Here is a 17920-nt window from a genome sequence, read left to right as displayed (position 1 = left end):
TTGATGGACGGGATATGGGGTGGCGGGCTGGGCATCAGCCTCGCAGTCCAGGAAGTAGGCAGGAAGGTGGCCCGGTCTTCGGACCGGACCGAAGAGGTGCTGTCGGGATTTCACCAGATCCAGCTGGAGGACTGGCAGTCGCCGGCCGGACAGGCATACCGGGATTCCGTGAGCCTTCAGGCGGTGGCAGTACGGCGGGCCCTGGACCGGATCCGGGAGGCTTCTGCCGCGGTGGCCGTCCATGCCCAGGCAGCCCTGACAGCCGATTGTCCAGCTGACGGACGGTTCTGATGGCGGACGCAACTCCCTCCGGCTCAGGCGGTCCCCTTCATGTTTCGCCGCCTCCTCCGGACGGAATCCTGACAATATCCGGAGGCGTGGGCGGCATTACGGTGCAGCTGGAGGAACTGGAGGCGGGGGCCGCGAAGCTGGATGGGCTCGCCAGGGGGCTCACCGCCGTTGAGGCGGAGCTTTTCGGGGCCTGGCAGGAGCTTTGTCCTTACCAGGACCAGCCCCGCGCCACAGGCTCCGCGGCGCTGATCGCGGTGGGGGAGGCGCGGGATGCGGTCCTGAAAGTCCGCCTGGAACTGCAGCGGATCAGTGGACAGGTGCGCAGCTGCAGGTGGGATTACGAAATGGCCGAATCCACTGCCCATATGCAGTGGATGCTCGGTCTGTCGGAACCGGACGTGGAACTGCAGAAGCACGTGGATTTCTGGCGGACAGGCTTCCTGAACGGTGATGCCACTGAATCAGTGCTGGCAAACGCCGTGACGGTCCTTCCCGGCATCAAACCGGCGGTTGGCTGGCTTGTCCCGTCGCTGCGCCCAGGCCCTGTAACAGTCAGGCAGGAAGAGCGCCTGCGCATCGACCTCGACGCCACCCCCGCCGGGCTGCTTGAGCGGGTCAGGCTGATTGAGGAGCGCGGCAGCGGCTACATCGAAGTTATCGAGGTGCATACCGGCGGCGGAAAGGCCTACGTCGTGGTGGTTCCCGGGACACAGATGAACGACGCCGACCACGGCACCAATCCTTTCGATCTTTCCGGCATTGTCGACGGGATGGGCAGCAACTCGGAACAGGTGAATGCCGCTGTCCTCCAGGCACTTCGGGCGGCCGGTGCGCAACCGGGAGCTGATGTGGTGGCGGTGGGATACAGCCAGGGCGGCATCCATGCCATGAACCTGGCGGCGGACGAGGACGTCCTCAGGGAGTACCGCATGAAGTACGTCCTGACTGCCGGATCTCCCGTTGCCCGCATCGCGCCCCCGCCGGAGGTCAGCACGCTTCACCTCGAACACCGCACGGACTGGGTGCCGGGCACTGATGGCCTGCCCAACCGGGACGCCCGGAACCAGGTCACCGTGACCGTGACCAATGACCTGTACGTGCGCGGCGGAGAAGACGCCGGCCTGGGGCCCGGGCACCGGCTGACCGGCTACGAGGAGGCGGCGGAGCTTGTGGGCGCCAGCAAGGATCCGTCGCTGGTCCAGTCCACCGCGGTACTGGGCGGGGTACTGGGCGCCGGCGGGGCGGCCACTGCCACCCGGTTTTCCTTGTCGAAGCCTCCGCCGCCCGCTCCGCCCATGGACCGGAGGGATCCCTTTTCCGGGCGGCCGCAGCCGGGGGCCAGGTAGGTGTTGATTCTCCTGGCTGTTGCCGCCCTTACGAAATCTGGGCGGCGTGCAATTCCACGTACCGGGTGGAGCGGGGCTGTTCGGGTTGCGGGGCAGGTGGGGAGGGCTGCGGGGCAGGCTGTGGAGGGGGTGCTGGAACGGGCGCCGGAGCGGGTGCCGGAGGGGCGCCCGGGCAGCGGTAGTTGTAGTCCAGGTTGTTCTCGGTGAACTGGGTTGTGGTGACGGTCCCGCCCGGGGTCAGGGGGTCGGACGCGCAATATTCCCTGGCGGACCAGGCCGAATCGGGGCCGGCCAGCCAGTTCCGGAGCGCGTATAGGTTGCTGCCAGGACTTACCCCGCCCACAATCTCGCCGAACTGGTAGGAAGTGGAATAGATCCCCACATCCGCGCCGGTCCCCTGCAGGTAGGCGGTCATGCCTTCCAGCTCAGCTGCATTGGCTGCCTTGTCCCATAACCAGCTGTTTCCGGTTTCAACATCCAGCCACCACAGCCGGCGTACCCCGCCGCCGTCCACCCCCTTCAGGATTGCGGCATCAACGGCAGCCATGGCGTAGCCGTGAACATAAGCGCAGGCCGGGGACGCGGTGCCGTCACACAATCCATACGGGTTGCTGACGGCGGCGCCACCGTAGGTGTTGTCTGCCGGCCACCATAACCCCTCCGCGGGCCCGGTTGCGGCCGTGTTCACATACACCGCCGCCGGCGTTCCACCGGCCGACTCCGCGCTCTGGTCCGCCCACGCCAGCTGGGCATCCAGGCACGGGTTGACCGTGTCCGGGCGGCCGCCGTTCACGCCCACGATCGCAAATGCCGGGGGCGCCGGAAGATCAGAGCCGCACTGCGGCCAGGAGATGTCATTGCCCAAAGGGCCGCCGCCCTGCAGGGCAGGGTCCGATTCTGCATGGGCGGGGTCGGCCTGCCATGTCATAAGCAGGCAGGCAGCGAGCAGCAACCTTATGGGCTTCATGGTGGGCCCCCGTTTTCCGGAACTGACAGCAACGGGCCTCTTGGGGCCCGGTTTGCAGCCTAGGCGGCTGGTCCCGTGGGGGTCATGGGTGGCAGGTACTGGAGTTTTTCCTGCTGTTCCGGGGAGCGGTACCTAGGGGGTACCTGTTCTCCGCCGTCCTCCTACTCGGGAGGGCAGGGCTTCCCGGGGGAGGGGCTCTTCGAAAGAGGGGCGATGCGCCGGGGAGTCAGCGCCGGCCGCCCGGCAGCAAACCCGCCACCAGGGACACCAGCGAGATGATGACCGCGGCCAGCAGCGCAGTCCAGAAGAAGGAATCGATCGTGAGGTGCACCGGCGTGTAAGTGCTGATCCAGGACGTCAGGTACAGCATGGCTGCATTGATGACGATGGCGAACAAGCCAAGGGTCAGGATGGTGATGGGAAGCGCGAGGAGCCGCACCAGCGGCCGCACGAAGGCGTTGACCACGCCAAAGATAAGGCCGATGAACAGGTAGGCCAGGACAATGCCGATCGTCCCGGTGTCCTGCGAAATGCCGGTCCTGGCTACGGCATCAGATGCCGCCGTGCTGGAGATGTCCATTCCCGGCAGCAGCCAGCTGGCCACCCACAGGGCTGCGGCATTGACGATGACCCGAAGGATGAATGAAGCCATGGCACCATGCTTCCATACCGTCCCATGGGGGAGGATGGCGGCGTGCCCCGATTTTTCGGGGGCTGGCCCCCGGATTCCCACGGGACCTTGGACGTAGGCTAGGAGCCATGACTTCATCTGATACCAGGGCGGGCGGCATCGCACCCCGCCCGGTGCTGGACCGGCTGCCCCGCTACGCGGCAGGAAGACCGCCGGCCGCCGTCAGCGGTCTTGCCAGCTACAAGCTGTCCTCCAACGAAAACCCACTGCCGCCCATCCCGGCCGTCCTCGAGGCCATCGCCGGCCAGACGGACTTCAACCGGTACCCGGACCCGCTGAGCACCAAGCTCCGCGCGGCGCTCGCGGATTTCCTGGGCGTACCGGCGGAGGACATCGTCACTGGAGCGGGAAGCCTGGGTGCCCTGAACCAGATCCTGGCTGCTTTTGCCGGCCAGAACGAGGACGGCAAAGCGGACGAGGTCATCTATGCGTGGCGGTCCTTTGAGGCCTACCCCATCAGCGTGGGCCTGGCAGGCGCAGAGAGCGTGCGCATTCCGGTGACCGCCGAGGGACGGCATGACCTCGGGGCCATGGCGGCCGCGGTAAGCGCCCGCACCAAAGTCATCCTGCTCTGCACGCCCAACAACCCCACCGGCCCTGCCCTTACTGCAGCCGAAACCGAAGCGTTTATCCGCTCCATCCCGGCAGACGTGGTGGTGGTCATCGATGAGGCCTATCAGGAGTTCGTCAGGGCGGAGGACGCCGTGGACGGGATTGACCTTTACCGGAAATATCCCAACGTGGTGGTGCTCCGTACTTTCTCCAAGGCGCACGGCCTGGCAGGGCTCCGCGTTGGCTACAGCGTCTCCAACCCCGGTCTGACCCAGTACCTCAGGGTCGCCGCAACACCTTTCGCGGTATCCCAGATAGCCGAAAAGGCAGCGATCGTTTCCCTTGAGAACTACGCCCAGGTTGTGGAAAGGGTACAAAAACTCGTGGATGAGCGGACCCGGGTAACCGAGGGTCTCCGGGGCCTGGGCTGGGCGGTACCGGATGCCCAGGGAAACTTCGTGTGGCTCGCGCTTGGCGCCGAAAGTACTGCTTTCGCAGAGCTGGCAGGGACACGCGCCCTGTCCGTCCGGGCATTCGCCGGAGAGGGCGTGCGGGTCAGCATCGGAGAACCCGAAGCGAACACCCGATTCCTTCAGTTGTGTGCCGACTATACAAAGGCACCGGCAACTTCCTAGCACTTAACAAGTAGCCCTCCCGCTACTTACCGAAGATAAAGTTAGGATCAGTAAGCCAATGTATATGCCGCGCCGGGAATGTATTCCCCGTACGGCATATATCCCAGCGACATTGCATTGCATCCGGATGCGGCAAGCAAGGAGACGGTATGGGCACTCATCTGCCTTCCACCGAGTTCGACGGAACAGCGGTAGACGACCAGCGGGAAGCCGATGCTGAAGCCGTGATGGGCGAGCCCGCGGCCCAGATGGTGCAGCTGCTCGGCCCCGACGGGAAACTGGGCACCGATCCGGTCTTCAGCGACTACGCGGACAAGCTCACCCCTGAGGCCCTCCGCGGCCTGTACGCCGACATGGCCGCGATCCGCCGGTTCGACGTCGAAGCGACCGCCCTCCAGCGCCAGGGCCAGCTGGCGCTGTGGGTCCCGCTGACCGGCCAGGAGGCAGCACAGATCGGATCGGGCAGGGCCAGCCAGCCGCAGGACTACATCTTCCCCACCTACCGCGAGCACGGCGTGGCCCTTACGCGCAACGTGGACCTGGCCGAACTCCTGCGCCAGTTCCGCGGTGTTTCAAACGGCGGCTGGAACCCCAAGGACACCAACTTCCACCTGTACACGCTGGTCCTGGCTGCGCAGACCCTCCACGCCGTGGGCTACGCGATGGGGATCCAGCGTGACCAGAAGCTCGCCGCCGCATCGAATGCGGCAGGCCGGGAGCCGGATGCCGCCGTCATCGCGTACTTCGGCGATGGTGCCAGCTCGGAAGGCGACGTCCACGAGTCCATGGTGTTCGCTTCCTCCTACAAGGCCCCCGTGGTGTTCTTCTGCCAGAACAACCACTGGGCCATCTCCGTGCCCACCAACGTCCAGACCCGGGTCCCGCTGTCCAACCGGGCAAAGGGCTACGGGTTCCCCGGCATCCGGGTCGACGGAAATGACGTAATCGCCGTGCACGCAGTTACCGAGTGGGCCCTGGAGCACGCCCGCCAGGGCAAGGGCCCGGTCCTCATCGAAGCCTTCACCTACAGGGTCGGGGCACACACCACGGCAGACGATCCCACCAAGTACCGGCAGTCGGCGGAGGAAGATGCCTGGCGCGCCAAGGACCCGCTGGCGCGTCTGGAGAAGTATTTGCGTGCCGAGGGCCTTGCGGACGACGCCTACTTTGCCAAGGTCAAGGCCGACGGCGACGAACTGGCCGCGTACGTCCGGCGTACCGCCCACGACCTTGAAAACCCGGATATCCGGCAGGCCTTCGCCAGCGTCTACAGGGAGGCCCACCCGCTGGTCGCCGAGGAACTGGCGTGGTTCGAGGAATACAGCGCAGGATTCGCCGGCGAGGAAGAGTCCGCCGGGCAGGCAGCAAAGGCAGGCCACTGATGACCACCATGACCATCGCGAAGGCCATCAACGAAGGCCTTCGCGCCACTTTGGCCGCACACCCCAAATCACTGCTGATGGGCGAGGACATCGGTCCGCTCGGTGGCGTCTACCGGGTCACGGACGGGCTGATCGGTGAGTTCGGCCCGGACCGCGTGGTGGACACCCCGCTGGCCGAGTCCGGGATCATCGGCACCGCCATCGGCCTGGCCCTCCGGGGATACAGCCCGGTCTGCGAGATCCAGTTCGACGGCTTCGTCTTCCCCGGCTTCAACCAGATCACCACCCAGCTCGCCAAAATCCATTCGCGCAGCAACGGCAACCTCAGCGTGCCCGTGGTCATCCGGATTCCATACGGCGGGGGCATCGGCTCCATTGAACACCACTCCGAATCCCCGGAGGCACTGTTCGCCCACACGGCGGGCCTGCGCATCATCACCCCGTCCAATCCGCATGACGCCTACTGGATGATCCAGCAGGCCGTTGAATGCCAGGACCCGGTGATCGTCTTCGAACCCAAGCGCCGCTACTGGCTCAAGGGCGACGTTGATGTCGAGGCACCCGGGCCGTCGGAGGATCCGTTCAAGGCCCACGTCCTTCGTGAGGGCACAGACGCCACCGTGGTGGCCTATGGCCCCCTGGTGCCCGTGGCGCTGGCAGCCGCGAACGCAGCGGAGGAGGACGGCAGGAGCATCGAGGTCATCGACCTCCGGTCAATCTCCCCGATCGATTTCGACACCGTCACCGCCTCCGTCCGAAAGACCGGGCGGCTGATCGTCACGCACGAGGCTCCCACATTCGGCGGAATCGGCGGCGAGATCGCAGCCCGGATCAGCGAGCGGGCGTTCCACTCCCTTGAGGCGCCCGTGATCCGCGTCGGCGGGTTCCACATGCCCTACCCCGTTGCCAAGGTGGAGGAAGACTACCTTCCGGACATCGACCGCATCCTGGAGGCGCTGGACCGCGCCCTCTCCTACTGAGGACACCATGACCCTGAACAAGTTCAACCTGCCCGACGTCGGCGAGGGCCTCACCGAGGCGGAAGTCGTCTCCTGGAAGGTCAAGCCCGGCGACACCGTCGCGGTCAATGACGTCATCTGCGAGATCGAAACCGCTAAGTCGATCGTGGAGCTGCCGTCCCCCTTCGCCGGAACAGTCACCGAACTGCTGGTGGAGGAAGGGGTGACTGTCGACGTCGGGACCGCCATCATCAGCGTCAGCGACGAAGTTTCCGGGGACCCGACCCCCGCCGACGTCCGCGCGCCCCAGGCTGTCCCCGCCGCCGTTACTCCCGCTGAATTACCTGCCCAGCCGCTCTACGGCAAGCTCTCAGCGGATGCGGGGGAGGCCGGGAGTGCCGGTACCCCGTCCGCCGCTCCCCTGGTGGGTTCAGGACCCAAGGCCGACGCCGTCAAGCGGCGCCCGCGGAAGACTGCACCCGCGGCTGCCGTGACGGTCAACGCCCCGGAGGTTGAACCTGTCCAGCCCCGCACGGCCGCCGAGGTTTCCGCCGCGGAACCTGCCGTCGTCGACACCCGGCCAACCCTTGGCGGCACCATCACGGGCCTGGTCAACCGGGTGCTGGCCAAGCCTCCGGTCCGCAAAATTGCCCGCGACCTGGGCATCGACCTCGCCGACGTTGTTGCCACCGGTTCCCGCGGCGAGGTGACGCGCGAGGACCTGGTGAGCTACCAGGCGCAGCGCGACGCCGAACTGGACAAGGCGGACGGTTTCTGGGGCAAGGCCGGGAAGCCGCAGGACCAGCGCGTCGAAAGCATTCCGGTCAAGGGCGTCCGCAAGGCCACGGCAAAGGCGATGGTGGAATCGGCGTTCGCGGCACCGCACGTCAGCATCTTCGTGGACGTCGACGCCAGCCGCACCATGGAGTTCGTCAAGCGGCTCAAGGCCTCCCGGGACTTCGAGGGCATCAGGGTCTCGCCGCTGCTCATCCTTGCCAAGGCCGTCATCTGGGCCGCCGCAAGGAACCCCAGCGTGAACGCAGCCTGGGTGGACAACGAGGACGGCAGCGCCGAGATCCAGGTCAAGCACTTCATGAACCTGGGCATCGCCGCGGCCACTCCGCGCGGCCTCATGGTGCCCAACATCAAGAATGCGCAGGACCTGTCACTGAAGGAGCTGGCCCTGGCGCTGAACGACCTGGCCACCACGGCCAGGGCGGGGAAGACCCAGCCGGCGCAGATGCAGGGCGGGACGCTGACCATCACCAACATCGGCGCCCTGGGCATCGACACCGGGACGCCCATCATCAATCCGGGCGAGGTGGCCATCGTTGCCTTCGGAACCATCAAGCAGAAGCCCTGGGTCCTGGACGGAGAGGTGATTCCCCGCTGGATCACCACCCTCGGGGGATCCTTCGACCACCGCGTGGTGGATGGTGACCTGTCCGCCCGCTTCATGGCCGACGTCGCAGCCATCCTGGAGGAGCCCGCGCTCCTCCTGGACTAGGGCGCCGGGTCAGGACGTGGCAATAGACAACGGGGCAATCCGGGTCAGGAACCGCACAGCCAGGTGGCTGACGGAGGTCTTCCAGCCTCCGGTGGTGGTTTCCCTGCAGCTGCTGATCAGCCCGCTGGCCCAGCCGGGTTTCCCGGGAACCATCGGCTACGGCGCGCTGGCGGCCCTCTTCGTGTGCGTGCTTCCGCTGATGGTGCTGCTGGTCCTGGTCAGGCTGGGCAAGGTCACGGACCACCATGTAAGCGACCGGAAGCAGCGTGCACCCGTGCTGCTGATGGCGCTGGGCTGCATCGCCGTAGGGCTGCTGGTACTGGGCGCCGTGGATGCGCCGGAGAGCGTCTTTGCGATGGTCCTGGCGGTGGTGGGCGGCGTGGCGGTACTGGCGGTGGTCAGTCCGTTTTGGAAGATGAGCGGCCACGCCGCTGCCGTGTCCTGCGCCGCCGTCGTATCCGTGCTGATGCTCGGCGCCGCGTGGGCACCGCTGCTGCTCCTGATCCCGGCAGTCAGCTGGTCACGTGTGGTTCTGCGGGCCCATTCCCTGGCCCAAGTGGTGGCCGGATCGCTCTTCGGGGGGCTGGTGATGGCCGGGATCTGGTGGGTGCTGCAGGGCTGGCTGGTGGCCTGAACGTTCAGGCTCCCAACCGGGCTTAGTAGGCGGCGTATGCGGTGAAAGCCTCGAGCATGGCCGGATCCGCGGTGGTTCCCAGCACAACAGCGGCGGCGGTCATCAGGCCACCCATGAGCGCGGCCATGCCGGCCCAGGCGCTCAGGAGCTTCCAGTCCTCGCGCAGGACGCTGCGCACGGTCTGCGGAAGCTGGAGCCCGGGGGTGATGAGGTTCGGTGCGCTGTCCAGGCTGCCGTCATCAAGGAGCGCAACCACCCGGTCATTGCTGCGGTCCACCCGCATGGAGCTGATGTGGTTGCCGTGGCGGGCCAGGAGGATGTCGTGGCCAACAAGCTGGCGGCGCTGCAAGGTGATCAAGGGGAGCCCTTCGCTGTGGGGTGGATTCGGCAGTGTCCACGCCTTTGGGGGCCCATCCAATTTTATCGTTGCGCCAGCAGCTGAATCGGTGATATTGCGGTGAGAACGGACACCCCCCGCAGCGATGTCCGCCACCACGGGGGGTGTCCTGCGTTACCCCAGGAGGGCTTCCGCGCGTTAGTCGGCGTCGTAGGTGTTGGCGATGTACACGTCGCACGGGGCGTTGTGGGCCACGCTGTTGGCCACGCTGCCAAGGACACGGCCGATGCCGTGCATGCGCCGGTTTCCCACGACGATCACGCGGGCATCCATGCGGACGGCTTCCTTGATGAGGGCGTCTGCGGGCCGTCCCCGGGCTGCGGAATAGGTGACCGGGACGTCGCGGCCCAGCGACTCAGCCACGGTCCGTGCCACCTGCTCTGCGGCGTCGGCATCGGACACGATCCACCGGTCGCTGCCGCTGCCGAAGACCTCGGTCCGGTCGCTGTCGAAGGCTGACACGACGTGCAGTGAAGCGCCCAGTCCTGCAGCCAGGTTCCTGGCCGACTCCGCCGCCCTCTTCGCGGTCTCGCTGCCGTCAACCCCTACAACGATGATTCCACCCATATGCATGCTCCTTTGCTCGGTTTTCGGCGTTCGTGTGGCTTACGCTACAGCGCCGCCATGGCTTCCTGCAGCACCGGCGCCAATCTGCGCACACCCTCGGCGATGGCGTCGGGGGGAACGGCGCTGAACGCGAGCCGCAGCTTGTTGGACGGTTCGTCCGACGGCGTGAAGGCGGCGCCGGGGATGAACACGACGCCGGCATCGATCGCCTTGTGCAGCAGCGGGTAGGTGTCAACGCCTTCGGGCAGGGTCACCCAGACGAAGAAGCCCCCCTGCGGGCTGGTCCAGGTGGTCCCCGCCGGCATGTACTCCTTGAGTGCTGCCAGCATGGCGCGGCAGCGTTCGGCATACAGCCCGCGGTAGGTTTCGATCTGGCCTTTCCAGTCGTAGTCGCGGAGGTAGGCGGAGACCAGCATCTGGTTCAGGGCCGGCGGGCAGAGCGTCACCGATTCCGCGGCGAGGTAATACCGGCGCTGCAGGTGTTCAGGCACCAGGGCCCAGCCGATGCGGAGGCCGGGGGCAAAGATCTTGGAGAAGGAGCCGAGGTAGATGACGTCGTCCGGGTTGGCGGCGCGCAGGGGAGGCAAAGGCTCACCTTCAAAGCGCAGCAGTCCGTAGGGGTTGTCCTCCAGGACCAGGATATTCGCCCTGCGGCATATATCGACCACCTGCTGGCGCCGTTCCCTGGCCAGCGTGATCCCGGAAGGATTGTTGAAGTTGGGGATGGTGTAGAGGAACTTGATGCTTTTGCCCGCAAGCTGCAGGGCCGCGATCCGCGCCTCCAGAAGCTCCGGGACCAGGCCGTACTGGTCCATCTCCACGGTCTCCACCCGCACCTGGTAGGCCTCAAAGGTGTTCAGCGCCCCCACGTAGGTGGGATCCTCCACCAGGACCACGTCTCCCGGATTGCAGAAGAGCTTGGTGGCCACGTCCTGGGCCGACTGTGAGCCTGCCGTGATCACCACGTTCTGCGGCAGGGCATCCAGGATTCCCTCGGCGGCCATGACCTCGCAGATCTGTGCCCGGAGCTCCGCGGTACCCTGCCCGGCGCCGTATTGAAGGGCCGTGAGTCCGTCGTCGGCAATGATTTTTGCCGCCGTCGCTGCCAGGCGGTCCAGGGGAAGTGACTGCAGGTACGGGCTTCCGCCCGCCAGGGAAACCAGTCCCGGCCGCATCGAGATGTCGAAAACATCCCGGACGGCCGACTGGCGGATGTTGGCCGCCCGCTCGGAAAACAGTCCCTCGTGGCGGTGGGCGGACGTGGCCGCGCGCTCGATCGCATCGATGGCTTCGGCGGGCAGAGTTCCGGCCGGGGCGTCAAGTGTTTCGTGGGTCACAGAGTCAGGATACAGCCCGTTGTTGCTTCCGAGGCAACATCTGTTTATACGCGATTTACGGCAGGCGGCGCGCTAATCCAGGCTCAGATAGTCCGACAGGCCTTCGCCGTTGATAAAGATGTCGGCCCTGATGGCACCTACGGCTTCGAGGGCGGTCTGGGTTAGCTGGGCCTCGATCCTGGGGAGGTCGCATGTTCCGCCCTGGTTCAGCGTTCCCGAAAGGTAAACGGTGACGGTGGTTCCGTCGAAGCTCCCGGAAAGGAACGTCAGCCGGGAAGAGCCCAGTGCGTTGTAGGCGTTCGCGGGCGGGCGGCCGCCACCCAGCAGGGCGCCGATTGCCGCCTTGAGCCGGGCGTCCCCGGAGCCTCCCGGCTGGGCGGAGCCAACCAGGCTGTCATTGCAGCCGAAGCGGACACCGTGCCTGCCGCCGTCGTCCACCATCACGAAATATGCCGTCACCGGGGGAGTCGCGGGCCCGGCGTTGGTGCCGGGGTCCGGAGGGGCCGTGGGACTGTCCGGATTTTCCCGCGCCGCTCCGGCCGTACCGGTGGAAGGGGTGGCCGGCGCCGTGGCGGGAAGGAGGGCCAGCGGGGCCCCGCTGGATCCGGCGCTGCCCCCGCTGGGCGTGCAGCCGGAGAGCAGGAGCGCCAGGCAGCCGGCGACCGCAGCCAGGGCACCGCGCCCACGCCCGTCCCCGCTCCATCTTTTTGCCATGCGGCACCGCAATCCGATCCGGTAGGTCCAGGGGATTAACGCTACGGCGGCGCCGGCCGGCGGAGATGTCCGCACGGTACCGGTTGAGACAAGAGTTGGTCACGGCAACACCGGATGCAGCAGCGCCCGGCACGCGGGCTGCGTGCCGGGCGCTGCGCCAGGGGGACTAGGCGGCGGGAGCTGCTGCGGCAAGGGTGTCGAAGATGCCCTTGATCTGCTCTACAACCTCAGCGTCGTCCTTGGGGTGGACTTCGGCGAAGCGCACCATGGAACCGGGGACGGCGAGCTTGACGTCCTCCAGGATCCGGGCACCTGCAATGCCGGCAGCCTTGCGGGCCTCATCCTGGGCCCAGACGCCGCCGTACTGGCCAAACGCGGTGCCGACGACGGCGGTGGGCTTGCCTGCCAGGGCGCCGGCGCCGAAGGGGCGGGACAGCCAGTCGATGGCGTTCTTCAGGGCGGCGGGAACCGTGCCGTTGTGCTCGGGGGTGACCAGCAGGACGGTGTCGGCTTCCTCGGCTGCGGCGCGCAGGGCTGCGGCGGCGGCAGGGACCTGGCCCTCGACGTCGATGTCCTCGTTGTAGAACGGGATGTTGCCCAGGCTCTCGTGGATCACCACGTCCACCTGCTCCGGGGCGTTGAGCTGGATGGCTTCGGCCAGCTTCTGGTTGGTGGACTCGGCGCGGAGGCTGCCGACAAGGGTAAGTACTGTGCTCTTGGTCATGGGAACTCCTGGCTAGGGGAGCGGCGGGGGCCGCTATCGGTCAAACTTCGGGCTCGCGGAGCCTTCACCAGACTAAACGGACCGTAGTCCGTTTATATTCCCCATGCTTACACTGTCTGTGTGAGTTCCATCCCAGTGCGGCCGGGAATGACCCCGGTAACGGCCGCGGAACGCAGCGATGCTGCCCGCAACCGGGAACGCCTCCTGCTGGCTGCCCGGGAACTGATCGAGCAGGGTGGAGCCGCTGCGCTCACCATGGACCGGCTGGCCGAACAGGCCGGCGTGGGCAAGGGCACCGTCTTCCGCCGCTTCGGCAGCCGGGCCGGGTTGATGCTGACCTTGCTGAACGACTCCGAGGCCGCGTTTCAAGCCCGGTTCCTGTTCGGACCGCCGCCACTGGGGCCAGGTGCTCCGCCGCTCGACCGGCTGATCGCCTTCGGAACCGAGCGGATCGCCTACGTGGTGGAATACGGGGACCTGGTGCTTGCTGCCGGAAATGCTTCCAGGGGAAAGTTCGAAGTACCTGCCGCCGCCCTCTGGGACCGGCATGTGGAGATGCTGCTGCGCGAAGGCGGGATGGATTCCCCGGAACCCTGGCTGATGGCCGGATCCCTCAACGCCACCCTCGATCCCGAGCGGCTCCTGCACCTGATCCGTGAAGATGGCGTCACACGCGAACGGCTGGCAACATCCTGGCGCGACCTTGTGACACGGGTTGTCACGGGCGCGTAGGCTACGCGATGGCGTTCCTCCACGTCCAGTCACGCGGGCTTCACAGAACTATTCATAACGATCTGATACGGCGCGTCCAATTTCCGGGGATTCCCGCACTTTTCGGGTTGGGGCTTGTGATAGTTTCCTCTGGAATGTGACCCGCGACATAGTCCATCAGGACCTGCCCTAAGGGCTGCGGGAGGCCAGCTACCCGCTGGTGCAGGACCCGGTGAGGCGGCACAACCCGTGCTTGTCCGGGGAAGACGGAAGGATCCAGCAGCGCCCATGCTCAAGTACCTCGCCAAGCGCGGCATCACGTATGTGGTGATGATCTTCCTCACCACGTCCGCCGGCTACTTCCTGGCCGTCAGCTCGCTTAAGCCGGCGCTGCTCGAGCAGGAACGGATCCCCCGGCCCACCCCGGAGCAGGTGGCCAATTCCATGCGGCTGAAGGGCCTGGACCCGGACCTCAGCCCGTGGGAGCGCTACGTTGACTGGCTCACCGGAATCGTCACCCGCTGGGACTGGGGCCGCAGCCCCAACGGCGCCTACATCAACGCCGAGTTCGGGGACCGGGTCTGGATTTCCACCCGGCTTTTCCTGGCATCGATCATCCTGACCCTGGTCATCGGCGTCGCGCTCGGCGTCTATTCGGCGGCACGCCAGTACAAGTTCCAGGACCGGGTCATCACGTCCTACAGCTACCTCGCGTACATCGTGCCGGCGCCCATCGCCTACTTCCTGGTGCAGCTGGGCGCCATCAACATCAACGAATCCGTGGGCGACCGGATCTTCTTCGTCACCGGCATCTCCACCCCCGGCATCGCGCCGGGCTGGGCCCAGTTCGTGGACATGCTGGCCCACTATGCAGTCCCCACAGTGGCCATCACCCTTGTGGGGTGGGGCGCGTACCAGATTGCCCAGCGGCAATACCTGCTGGACAACGTGAACGCCGACTTTGTCCGCACCGCACGCGCCAAAGGGCTGACCCGCAACCAGGCCATTGCCCGGCACGCACTGCGCGTCTCCTTCATTCCGGTGGCCCAGAGCATCGCCTTCACCATCCCGGCCATCTTCGCCGGCGGCTTCTTCGCGGAAAAGATCTTCGCCTGGCCGGGTGTGGGGTCCTGGAGCATCGACGCCATCTCGCTGCAGGACGTCAACGCGGCCACGGCCACCTTGGCATACGGCTCCGTGATCTTCGCCCTGGGCGCCATCCTCGCGGACTTCGCCACCACGCTTGTCGACCCGAGAGTGCGGGTGCAGTAGCCATGACCAACCTGAACGCCGTTGACCCGGCAGCAGTGGCGCAGGACGCGCACCTGGAAAGCGCCGACGTCGTCATTGGCAAAACCACCATCATCTTCCGCCGCTTCCTGCGCAACAAGACCGCAGTGGCCGGCCTGGCCATCTTCCTGGCCCTGACCGTTTTCTCGTTCATCGGCGGTTTCTTCACCCAATGGGACAAGGAAACCATCGACCCCTTCAACATCGGCATGCCCCCGTCGGCCGACCACTACCTCGGGACGTCGCAGGCAGGGATCGACCTGTACGCCATGACCGTGGAGGGCACCAGGATTTCCATCCTGATCGGCCTGGTGGTGGGACTGGTGTCGGTCCTGATCGCCGCGGTCTACGGCTGCACCATGGCCTACTTCGGCGGCAAGGTGGACAAGGTCATGCTGTTCATCCTCGAAGCGCTGATCATGATGCCGGCGCTCCTGGTGGTTGCTGTAGCCACCAGCGGCGGCGGTGCAGGCCTGAAACGCGACCTGCCCTCGTGGCTTCTGCTCATCATCGTCCTGCTGGTGTTCAGCTGGATGGGCACCGCCCGCCTGATCCGCTCCATGTCCATGTCGCTGATGCAGCGTGACTTCGTCAAGGCGGCCCAGTACATGGGTGTCCCGCCGCGCCGGATCGTCTGGCGGCACCTGGTGCCGAACATCGGCTCGCTGCTGATCCTGGACATCACCCGCGGCGTCACCGCAGCCATCCTGGCCGAGGTCGCCTTCTCCTTCATCGGCATCGGCATCAAGGTCCCGGACGTGAGCCTGGGCGTGCTGATCGGCCAGGCCACCTCCCAGGTGCAGACCTTCCCCTGGATGTTCTGGGTGCCGCTCACCGTAATGTTCCTGCTGACCGGCTCCCTGGCCATGATGAACGACGGCCTGCGCGACGCCTTTGACCCCAGCTCAACTTCCAGCGGCAAGGCAAAGAAAGCCAAAACCCGGAAAATCACCGCGGAAAAGAAGGCGGCATGAGCAGCGAAACCACCACCGGAGCCACGGACCCATCACGTCCAGCCGTGGAGCGCCTGCACGTGGCAGGGCTCCACGCCCCCGGCGACGCCGTCCTGTCCGTCCGCGACCTGAACGTCCGCTTCAATACGGAGAACGGCATTGTGCACGCCGTCAGGGGCGTCGACTTCGACCTGATGCCGGGCAAGACGCTGGGGATTGTGGGCGAATCGGGGTCCGGCAAGTCCGTCACCTCGCTGGCCGTCATGGGGCTCCTCCCGCCCACGGCCCAGGTCTCCGGCTCCGTCCGGCTCAAGGGCCGGGAACTGCTGGGTCTCAGCGACAAGGACATGTGCAAGTACCGCGGCAACGACCTCGCCATGGTCTTCCAGGACCCGCTGTCATCCCTCACCCCGGTGTTCACCGTGGGCACCCAGATCATCGAAGCGCTCACCATCCACCACCCCACCATGAGCAGGACGGCCAAGGAAGCCCGCGCCGTCGAACTTCTGGCCATGGTGGGGATTCCCAGCCCCAAGGACAGGCTGAAGGCCTTCCCGCACGAATTTTCCGGCGGCATGCGCCAGCGCGTGATGATCGCCATCGCCATAGCCAACAACCCCCGGGTCCTGATCGCCGATGAGCCCACCACGGCCCTGGACGTCACCATCCAGGCCCAGGTCCTGGAGGTGCTCCACACGGCGCAGGAGGAGACCGGCGCCGCCGTCGTCATGATCACGCACGATCTTGGCGTGGTGGCCGGGATGGCAGACGACATCATGGTCATGTACGCAGGCAGGCCGGTGGAAACCGGTGCCGTGGATGACATCTACTACAACCCGCGGATGCCCTACACCATGGGCCTGCTGGGCGCGGTGCCCCGCGTGGATGTGGCAGAGAAATCCTCGCTCGTTCCCATCGAGGGCATGCCGCCCAACCTGCTGCACGCCCCCACCGGCTGCTCGTTCGCTGCCCGCTGCCCCCTGGCCTCGGAGGCGTGCCTGGACGGTGAGCCCGCCCTGGCACCCGTTGACGACGGCGCCCGGCACCGCGCGGCGTGCATCAAGTCCGGCTCACTCGGCGGAACCGTGGATGTGCACGACGTATTCGCTGCGCCGCCCGTGCCGGTGTCCCGCTTCGATGCCATTCCCAGGGAGGAGCGGTCCACTGTCCTGCAGCTCACGGACGTCCGCAAGCACTTCCCGCTGACCAGGGGCGCCCTGATCAAGCGGAGGATCGGCACGGTTAAGGCCGTGGACGGCCTGAGCTTCGATATCCGCGAAGGCGAATGTTTCTCCATCGTGGGCGAATCCGGATCCGGAAAGACCACCACGCTGCTGGAAATCATGGAGTTCCACCCGGACCAGGACGGCGAGGTGGTGATTGGCGGCCTGAGCAACAAGCAGGCAGCCGATGCCCGGACCAAAGCCAAAATGCGGCGCGAACTCCAGATGGTGTTCCAGGACCCCACGGGCGCACTGGATCCGCGGTTCACGGTGTACGAAGTCCTTGCCGAGCCCCTGCAGAACGCGGGCATGGACCGGGCCGCGATCAGGAAGCGGATCATGGAGCTGATGAAGCTCGTGGGCCTGCAGCCGGACCACGTCAACCGCTTCCCCAACCAGTTCTCGGGCGGCCAGCGCCAGCGGATCGGGATAGCCCGCGCACTGGCCGTGAACCCCAAGCTGGTGGTCCTGGACGAGCCCGTCTCGGCCCTTGATGTCTCCGTCCAGGCCGGTGTCATTAACTTGCTGGACCACCTGCGCGCCGAACTGGGCCTGAGCTACCTGCTCGTGGCGCACGATCTCTCGGTGGTCCGCCACATCTCCAACCGGGTGGCCGTCATGTACCTGGGAAAGATCGTGGAGATCGGCGCCGTGGAACGGGTGTTCGACAACCCCCGCCACCCCTACACCCGCGCCCTCCTCTCCGCGATCCCCGTGCCGGACCCCCAGCTGGAACGCACCCGCGAACGCATCATCCTCCAGGGCGACCTGCCCTCGCCGCTGCAGGCACCGAAGGGCTGCAATTTTGCCACCCGCTGTCCCGTCTTCGCCGCACTCCCGCCGGCCAAGCAGGAGAAGTGCCTCACACTTGAACCGCCCCTGGAAACGGCGTCCTCCGCCACGGACCAGCAGTTCGCCTGCTTCTTCCCGGACGGGGAGCTGGACGAGGACATGCTGGTGGTCCACGAACCGGTAGACCACCATGCGCCCTAGGATTTTTCGACCCCAAAGCACCACCACTCGCACCAATGAAGGGAAAA

At 66.3% G+C, this 17920-nt stretch carries 18 protein-coding genes; 11 read left to right on the top strand and 7 right to left on the bottom strand.

What is annotated here, in order from left to right; genetic code table 11:
* Positions 1-3: 3 nt before the first annotated feature.
* Together LDO22_RS13240 and LDO22_RS13235 are read left to right on the top strand one after the other, a co-directional pair.
* A complete protein-coding gene (locus LDO22_RS13240) occupies positions 4-291 on the top strand; it encodes a hypothetical protein (protein ID WP_224023758.1) in 288 nt (95 codons plus the stop codon).
* 86 nt (positions 292-377) lie between these two features.
* Positions 378-1637 (top strand): hypothetical protein, encoded by a 1260-nt coding sequence (locus LDO22_RS13235; RefSeq protein WP_224023756.1) that lies wholly within the window; start codon positions 378-380, stop codon positions 1635-1637.
* 28 nt (positions 1638-1665) lie between these two features.
* Here the strand turns inward: LDO22_RS13235 and LDO22_RS13230 are convergent, their stop codons facing one another.
* Together LDO22_RS13230 and LDO22_RS13225 are read right to left on the bottom strand one after the other, a co-directional pair.
* Positions 1666-2604, bottom strand: coding sequence for a hypothetical protein (locus LDO22_RS13230; protein ID WP_224023754.1), 939 nt, complete (start codon positions 2602-2604; stop codon positions 1666-1668).
* 226 nt (positions 2605-2830) lie between these two features.
* Positions 2831-3256 carry a phage holin family protein gene (locus tag LDO22_RS13225; RefSeq protein WP_224023752.1) on the bottom strand — a complete coding sequence of 142 codons (426 nt, stop codon included), beginning with the start codon at positions 3254-3256 and terminating at the stop codon, positions 2831-2833.
* 107 nt (positions 3257-3363) lie between these two features.
* Here LDO22_RS13225 and LDO22_RS13220 point away from each other — a divergent pair, with 107 nt between their 5' ends.
* From LDO22_RS13220 to LDO22_RS13200, 5 genes are all read left to right on the top strand, one after another.
* Positions 3364-4482, top strand: a complete 1119-nt coding sequence (locus LDO22_RS13220; RefSeq protein ID WP_224023750.1) for a histidinol-phosphate transaminase — start codon at positions 3364-3366, stop codon at positions 4480-4482.
* Between the two features lie 149 nt (positions 4483-4631).
* Positions 4632-5864, top strand: coding sequence for a pyruvate dehydrogenase (acetyl-transferring) E1 component subunit alpha (gene pdhA / locus LDO22_RS13215; protein WP_224023748.1), 1233 nt, complete (start codon positions 4632-4634; stop codon positions 5862-5864).
* Positions 5864-6844: an alpha-ketoacid dehydrogenase subunit beta gene (locus LDO22_RS13210; protein ID WP_224023746.1), complete on the top strand. Its 981-nt coding sequence runs from the start codon at positions 5864-5866 to the stop codon at positions 6842-6844. The genes pdhA and LDO22_RS13210 overlap by 1 nt, the downstream gene beginning before the upstream one ends.
* A gap of 7 nt (positions 6845-6851) precedes the next feature.
* A complete protein-coding gene (locus tag LDO22_RS13205; RefSeq protein ID WP_224023744.1) occupies positions 6852-8330 on the top strand; it encodes a dihydrolipoamide acetyltransferase family protein in 1479 nt (492 codons plus the stop codon).
* A 16-nt stretch (positions 8331-8346) separates the two neighbouring features.
* A complete protein-coding gene (locus tag LDO22_RS13200) occupies positions 8347-8964 on the top strand; it encodes a phosphatase PAP2 family protein (protein WP_159629646.1) in 618 nt (205 codons plus the stop codon).
* A gap of 22 nt (positions 8965-8986) precedes the next feature.
* On the opposite strand, the gene LDO22_RS13195 is transcribed toward LDO22_RS13200, so the two are convergent.
* From LDO22_RS13195 to LDO22_RS13175, 5 genes are all read right to left on the bottom strand, one after another.
* The gene (locus LDO22_RS13195; protein ID WP_159629648.1) at positions 8987-9322 is read right to left on the bottom strand and encodes a hypothetical protein; all 336 of its coding nucleotides are present in this window, start codon (positions 9320-9322) and stop codon (positions 8987-8989) included.
* Between the two features lie 177 nt (positions 9323-9499).
* Entirely contained in the window at positions 9500-9928 is a 429-nt protein-coding gene (locus tag LDO22_RS13190; protein WP_159629650.1) for a universal stress protein, read from the bottom strand.
* A gap of 44 nt (positions 9929-9972) precedes the next feature.
* Positions 9973-11265, bottom strand: a complete 1293-nt coding sequence (locus tag LDO22_RS13185) for a PLP-dependent aminotransferase family protein (protein ID WP_224023743.1) — start codon at positions 11263-11265, stop codon at positions 9973-9975.
* A gap of 72 nt (positions 11266-11337) precedes the next feature.
* A complete protein-coding gene (locus LDO22_RS13180) occupies positions 11338-11979 on the bottom strand; it encodes a hypothetical protein (protein ID WP_224023741.1) in 642 nt (213 codons plus the stop codon).
* A 166-nt stretch (positions 11980-12145) separates the two neighbouring features.
* Entirely contained in the window at positions 12146-12703 is a 558-nt protein-coding gene (locus LDO22_RS13175; protein ID WP_159629654.1) for an NADPH-dependent FMN reductase, read from the bottom strand.
* A 147-nt stretch (positions 12704-12850) separates the two neighbouring features.
* On the opposite strand from LDO22_RS13175, the gene LDO22_RS13170 reads away from it, so the two are divergent.
* The 4 genes from LDO22_RS13170 to LDO22_RS13155 all read left to right on the top strand — a co-directional run bounded on the left by LDO22_RS13170 (position 12851) and on the right by LDO22_RS13155 (position 17873).
* On the top strand, positions 12851-13435 hold the full coding sequence (locus tag LDO22_RS13170; RefSeq protein ID WP_224027238.1) for a TetR/AcrR family transcriptional regulator: 585 nt from the start codon (positions 12851-12853) through the stop codon (positions 13433-13435).
* 267 nt (positions 13436-13702) lie between these two features.
* The gene (locus tag LDO22_RS13165) at positions 13703-14686 is read left to right on the top strand and encodes an ABC transporter permease (RefSeq protein ID WP_224023739.1); all 984 of its coding nucleotides are present in this window, start codon (positions 13703-13705) and stop codon (positions 14684-14686) included.
* 2 nt (positions 14687-14688) lie between these two features.
* On the top strand, positions 14689-15678 hold the full coding sequence (locus tag LDO22_RS13160; RefSeq protein WP_224023737.1) for an ABC transporter permease: 990 nt from the start codon (positions 14689-14691) through the stop codon (positions 15676-15678).
* Entirely contained in the window at positions 15675-17873 is a 2199-nt protein-coding gene (locus LDO22_RS13155; RefSeq protein ID WP_224023735.1) for an ABC transporter ATP-binding protein, read from the top strand. Before LDO22_RS13160 ends, LDO22_RS13155 begins: the two co-directional genes overlap by 4 nt.
* The last annotated feature ends 47 nt before the right edge of the window (positions 17874-17920 follow it).

The organism is Arthrobacter sp. NicSoilC5 (genome assembly GCF_019977395.1).
Lineage (GTDB): Bacteria > Actinomycetota > Actinomycetes > Actinomycetales > Micrococcaceae > Arthrobacter.
The sequence above is the reverse complement of the archived record's forward strand: the minus strand, read 5'-3'. Positions and strand labels throughout refer to the sequence as shown.

Coding starts and splice junctions, on each gene's coding strand:
- LDO22_RS13240 (WP_224023758.1), top strand. CDS start 4: ATGGACGGGATATGGGGTGGCGGGCTGGGCATCAGCCTCGCAGTCCAG.
- LDO22_RS13230 (WP_224023754.1), bottom strand. CDS start 2,604: ATGAAGCCCATAAGGTTGCTGCTCGCTGCCTGCCTGCTTATGACATGG.
- LDO22_RS13225 (WP_224023752.1), bottom strand. CDS start 3,256: ATGGCTTCATTCATCCTTCGGGTCATCGTCAATGCCGCAGCCCTGTGG.
- LDO22_RS13220 (WP_224023750.1), top strand. CDS start 3,364: ATGACTTCATCTGATACCAGGGCGGGCGGCATCGCACCCCGCCCGGTG.
- pdhA (WP_224023748.1), top strand. CDS start 4,632: ATGGGCACTCATCTGCCTTCCACCGAGTTCGACGGAACAGCGGTAGAC.
- LDO22_RS13210 (WP_224023746.1), top strand. CDS start 5,864: ATGACCACCATGACCATCGCGAAGGCCATCAACGAAGGCCTTCGCGCC.
- LDO22_RS13205 (WP_224023744.1), top strand. CDS start 6,852: ATGACCCTGAACAAGTTCAACCTGCCCGACGTCGGCGAGGGCCTCACC.
- LDO22_RS13190 (WP_159629650.1), bottom strand. CDS start 9,928: ATGGGTGGAATCATCGTTGTAGGGGTTGACGGCAGCGAGACCGCGAAG.
- LDO22_RS13180 (WP_224023741.1), bottom strand. CDS start 11,979: ATGGCAAAAAGATGGAGCGGGGACGGGCGTGGGCGCGGTGCCCTGGCT.
- LDO22_RS13175 (WP_159629654.1), bottom strand. CDS start 12,703: ATGACCAAGAGCACAGTACTTACCCTTGTCGGCAGCCTCCGCGCCGAG.
- LDO22_RS13170 (WP_224027238.1), top strand. CDS start 12,851: ATGACCCCGGTAACGGCCGCGGAACGCAGCGATGCTGCCCGCAACCGG.
- LDO22_RS13165 (WP_224023739.1), top strand. CDS start 13,703: ATGCTCAAGTACCTCGCCAAGCGCGGCATCACGTATGTGGTGATGATC.
- LDO22_RS13160 (WP_224023737.1), top strand. CDS start 14,689: ATGACCAACCTGAACGCCGTTGACCCGGCAGCAGTGGCGCAGGACGCG.
- LDO22_RS13155 (WP_224023735.1), top strand. CDS start 15,675: ATGAGCAGCGAAACCACCACCGGAGCCACGGACCCATCACGTCCAGCC.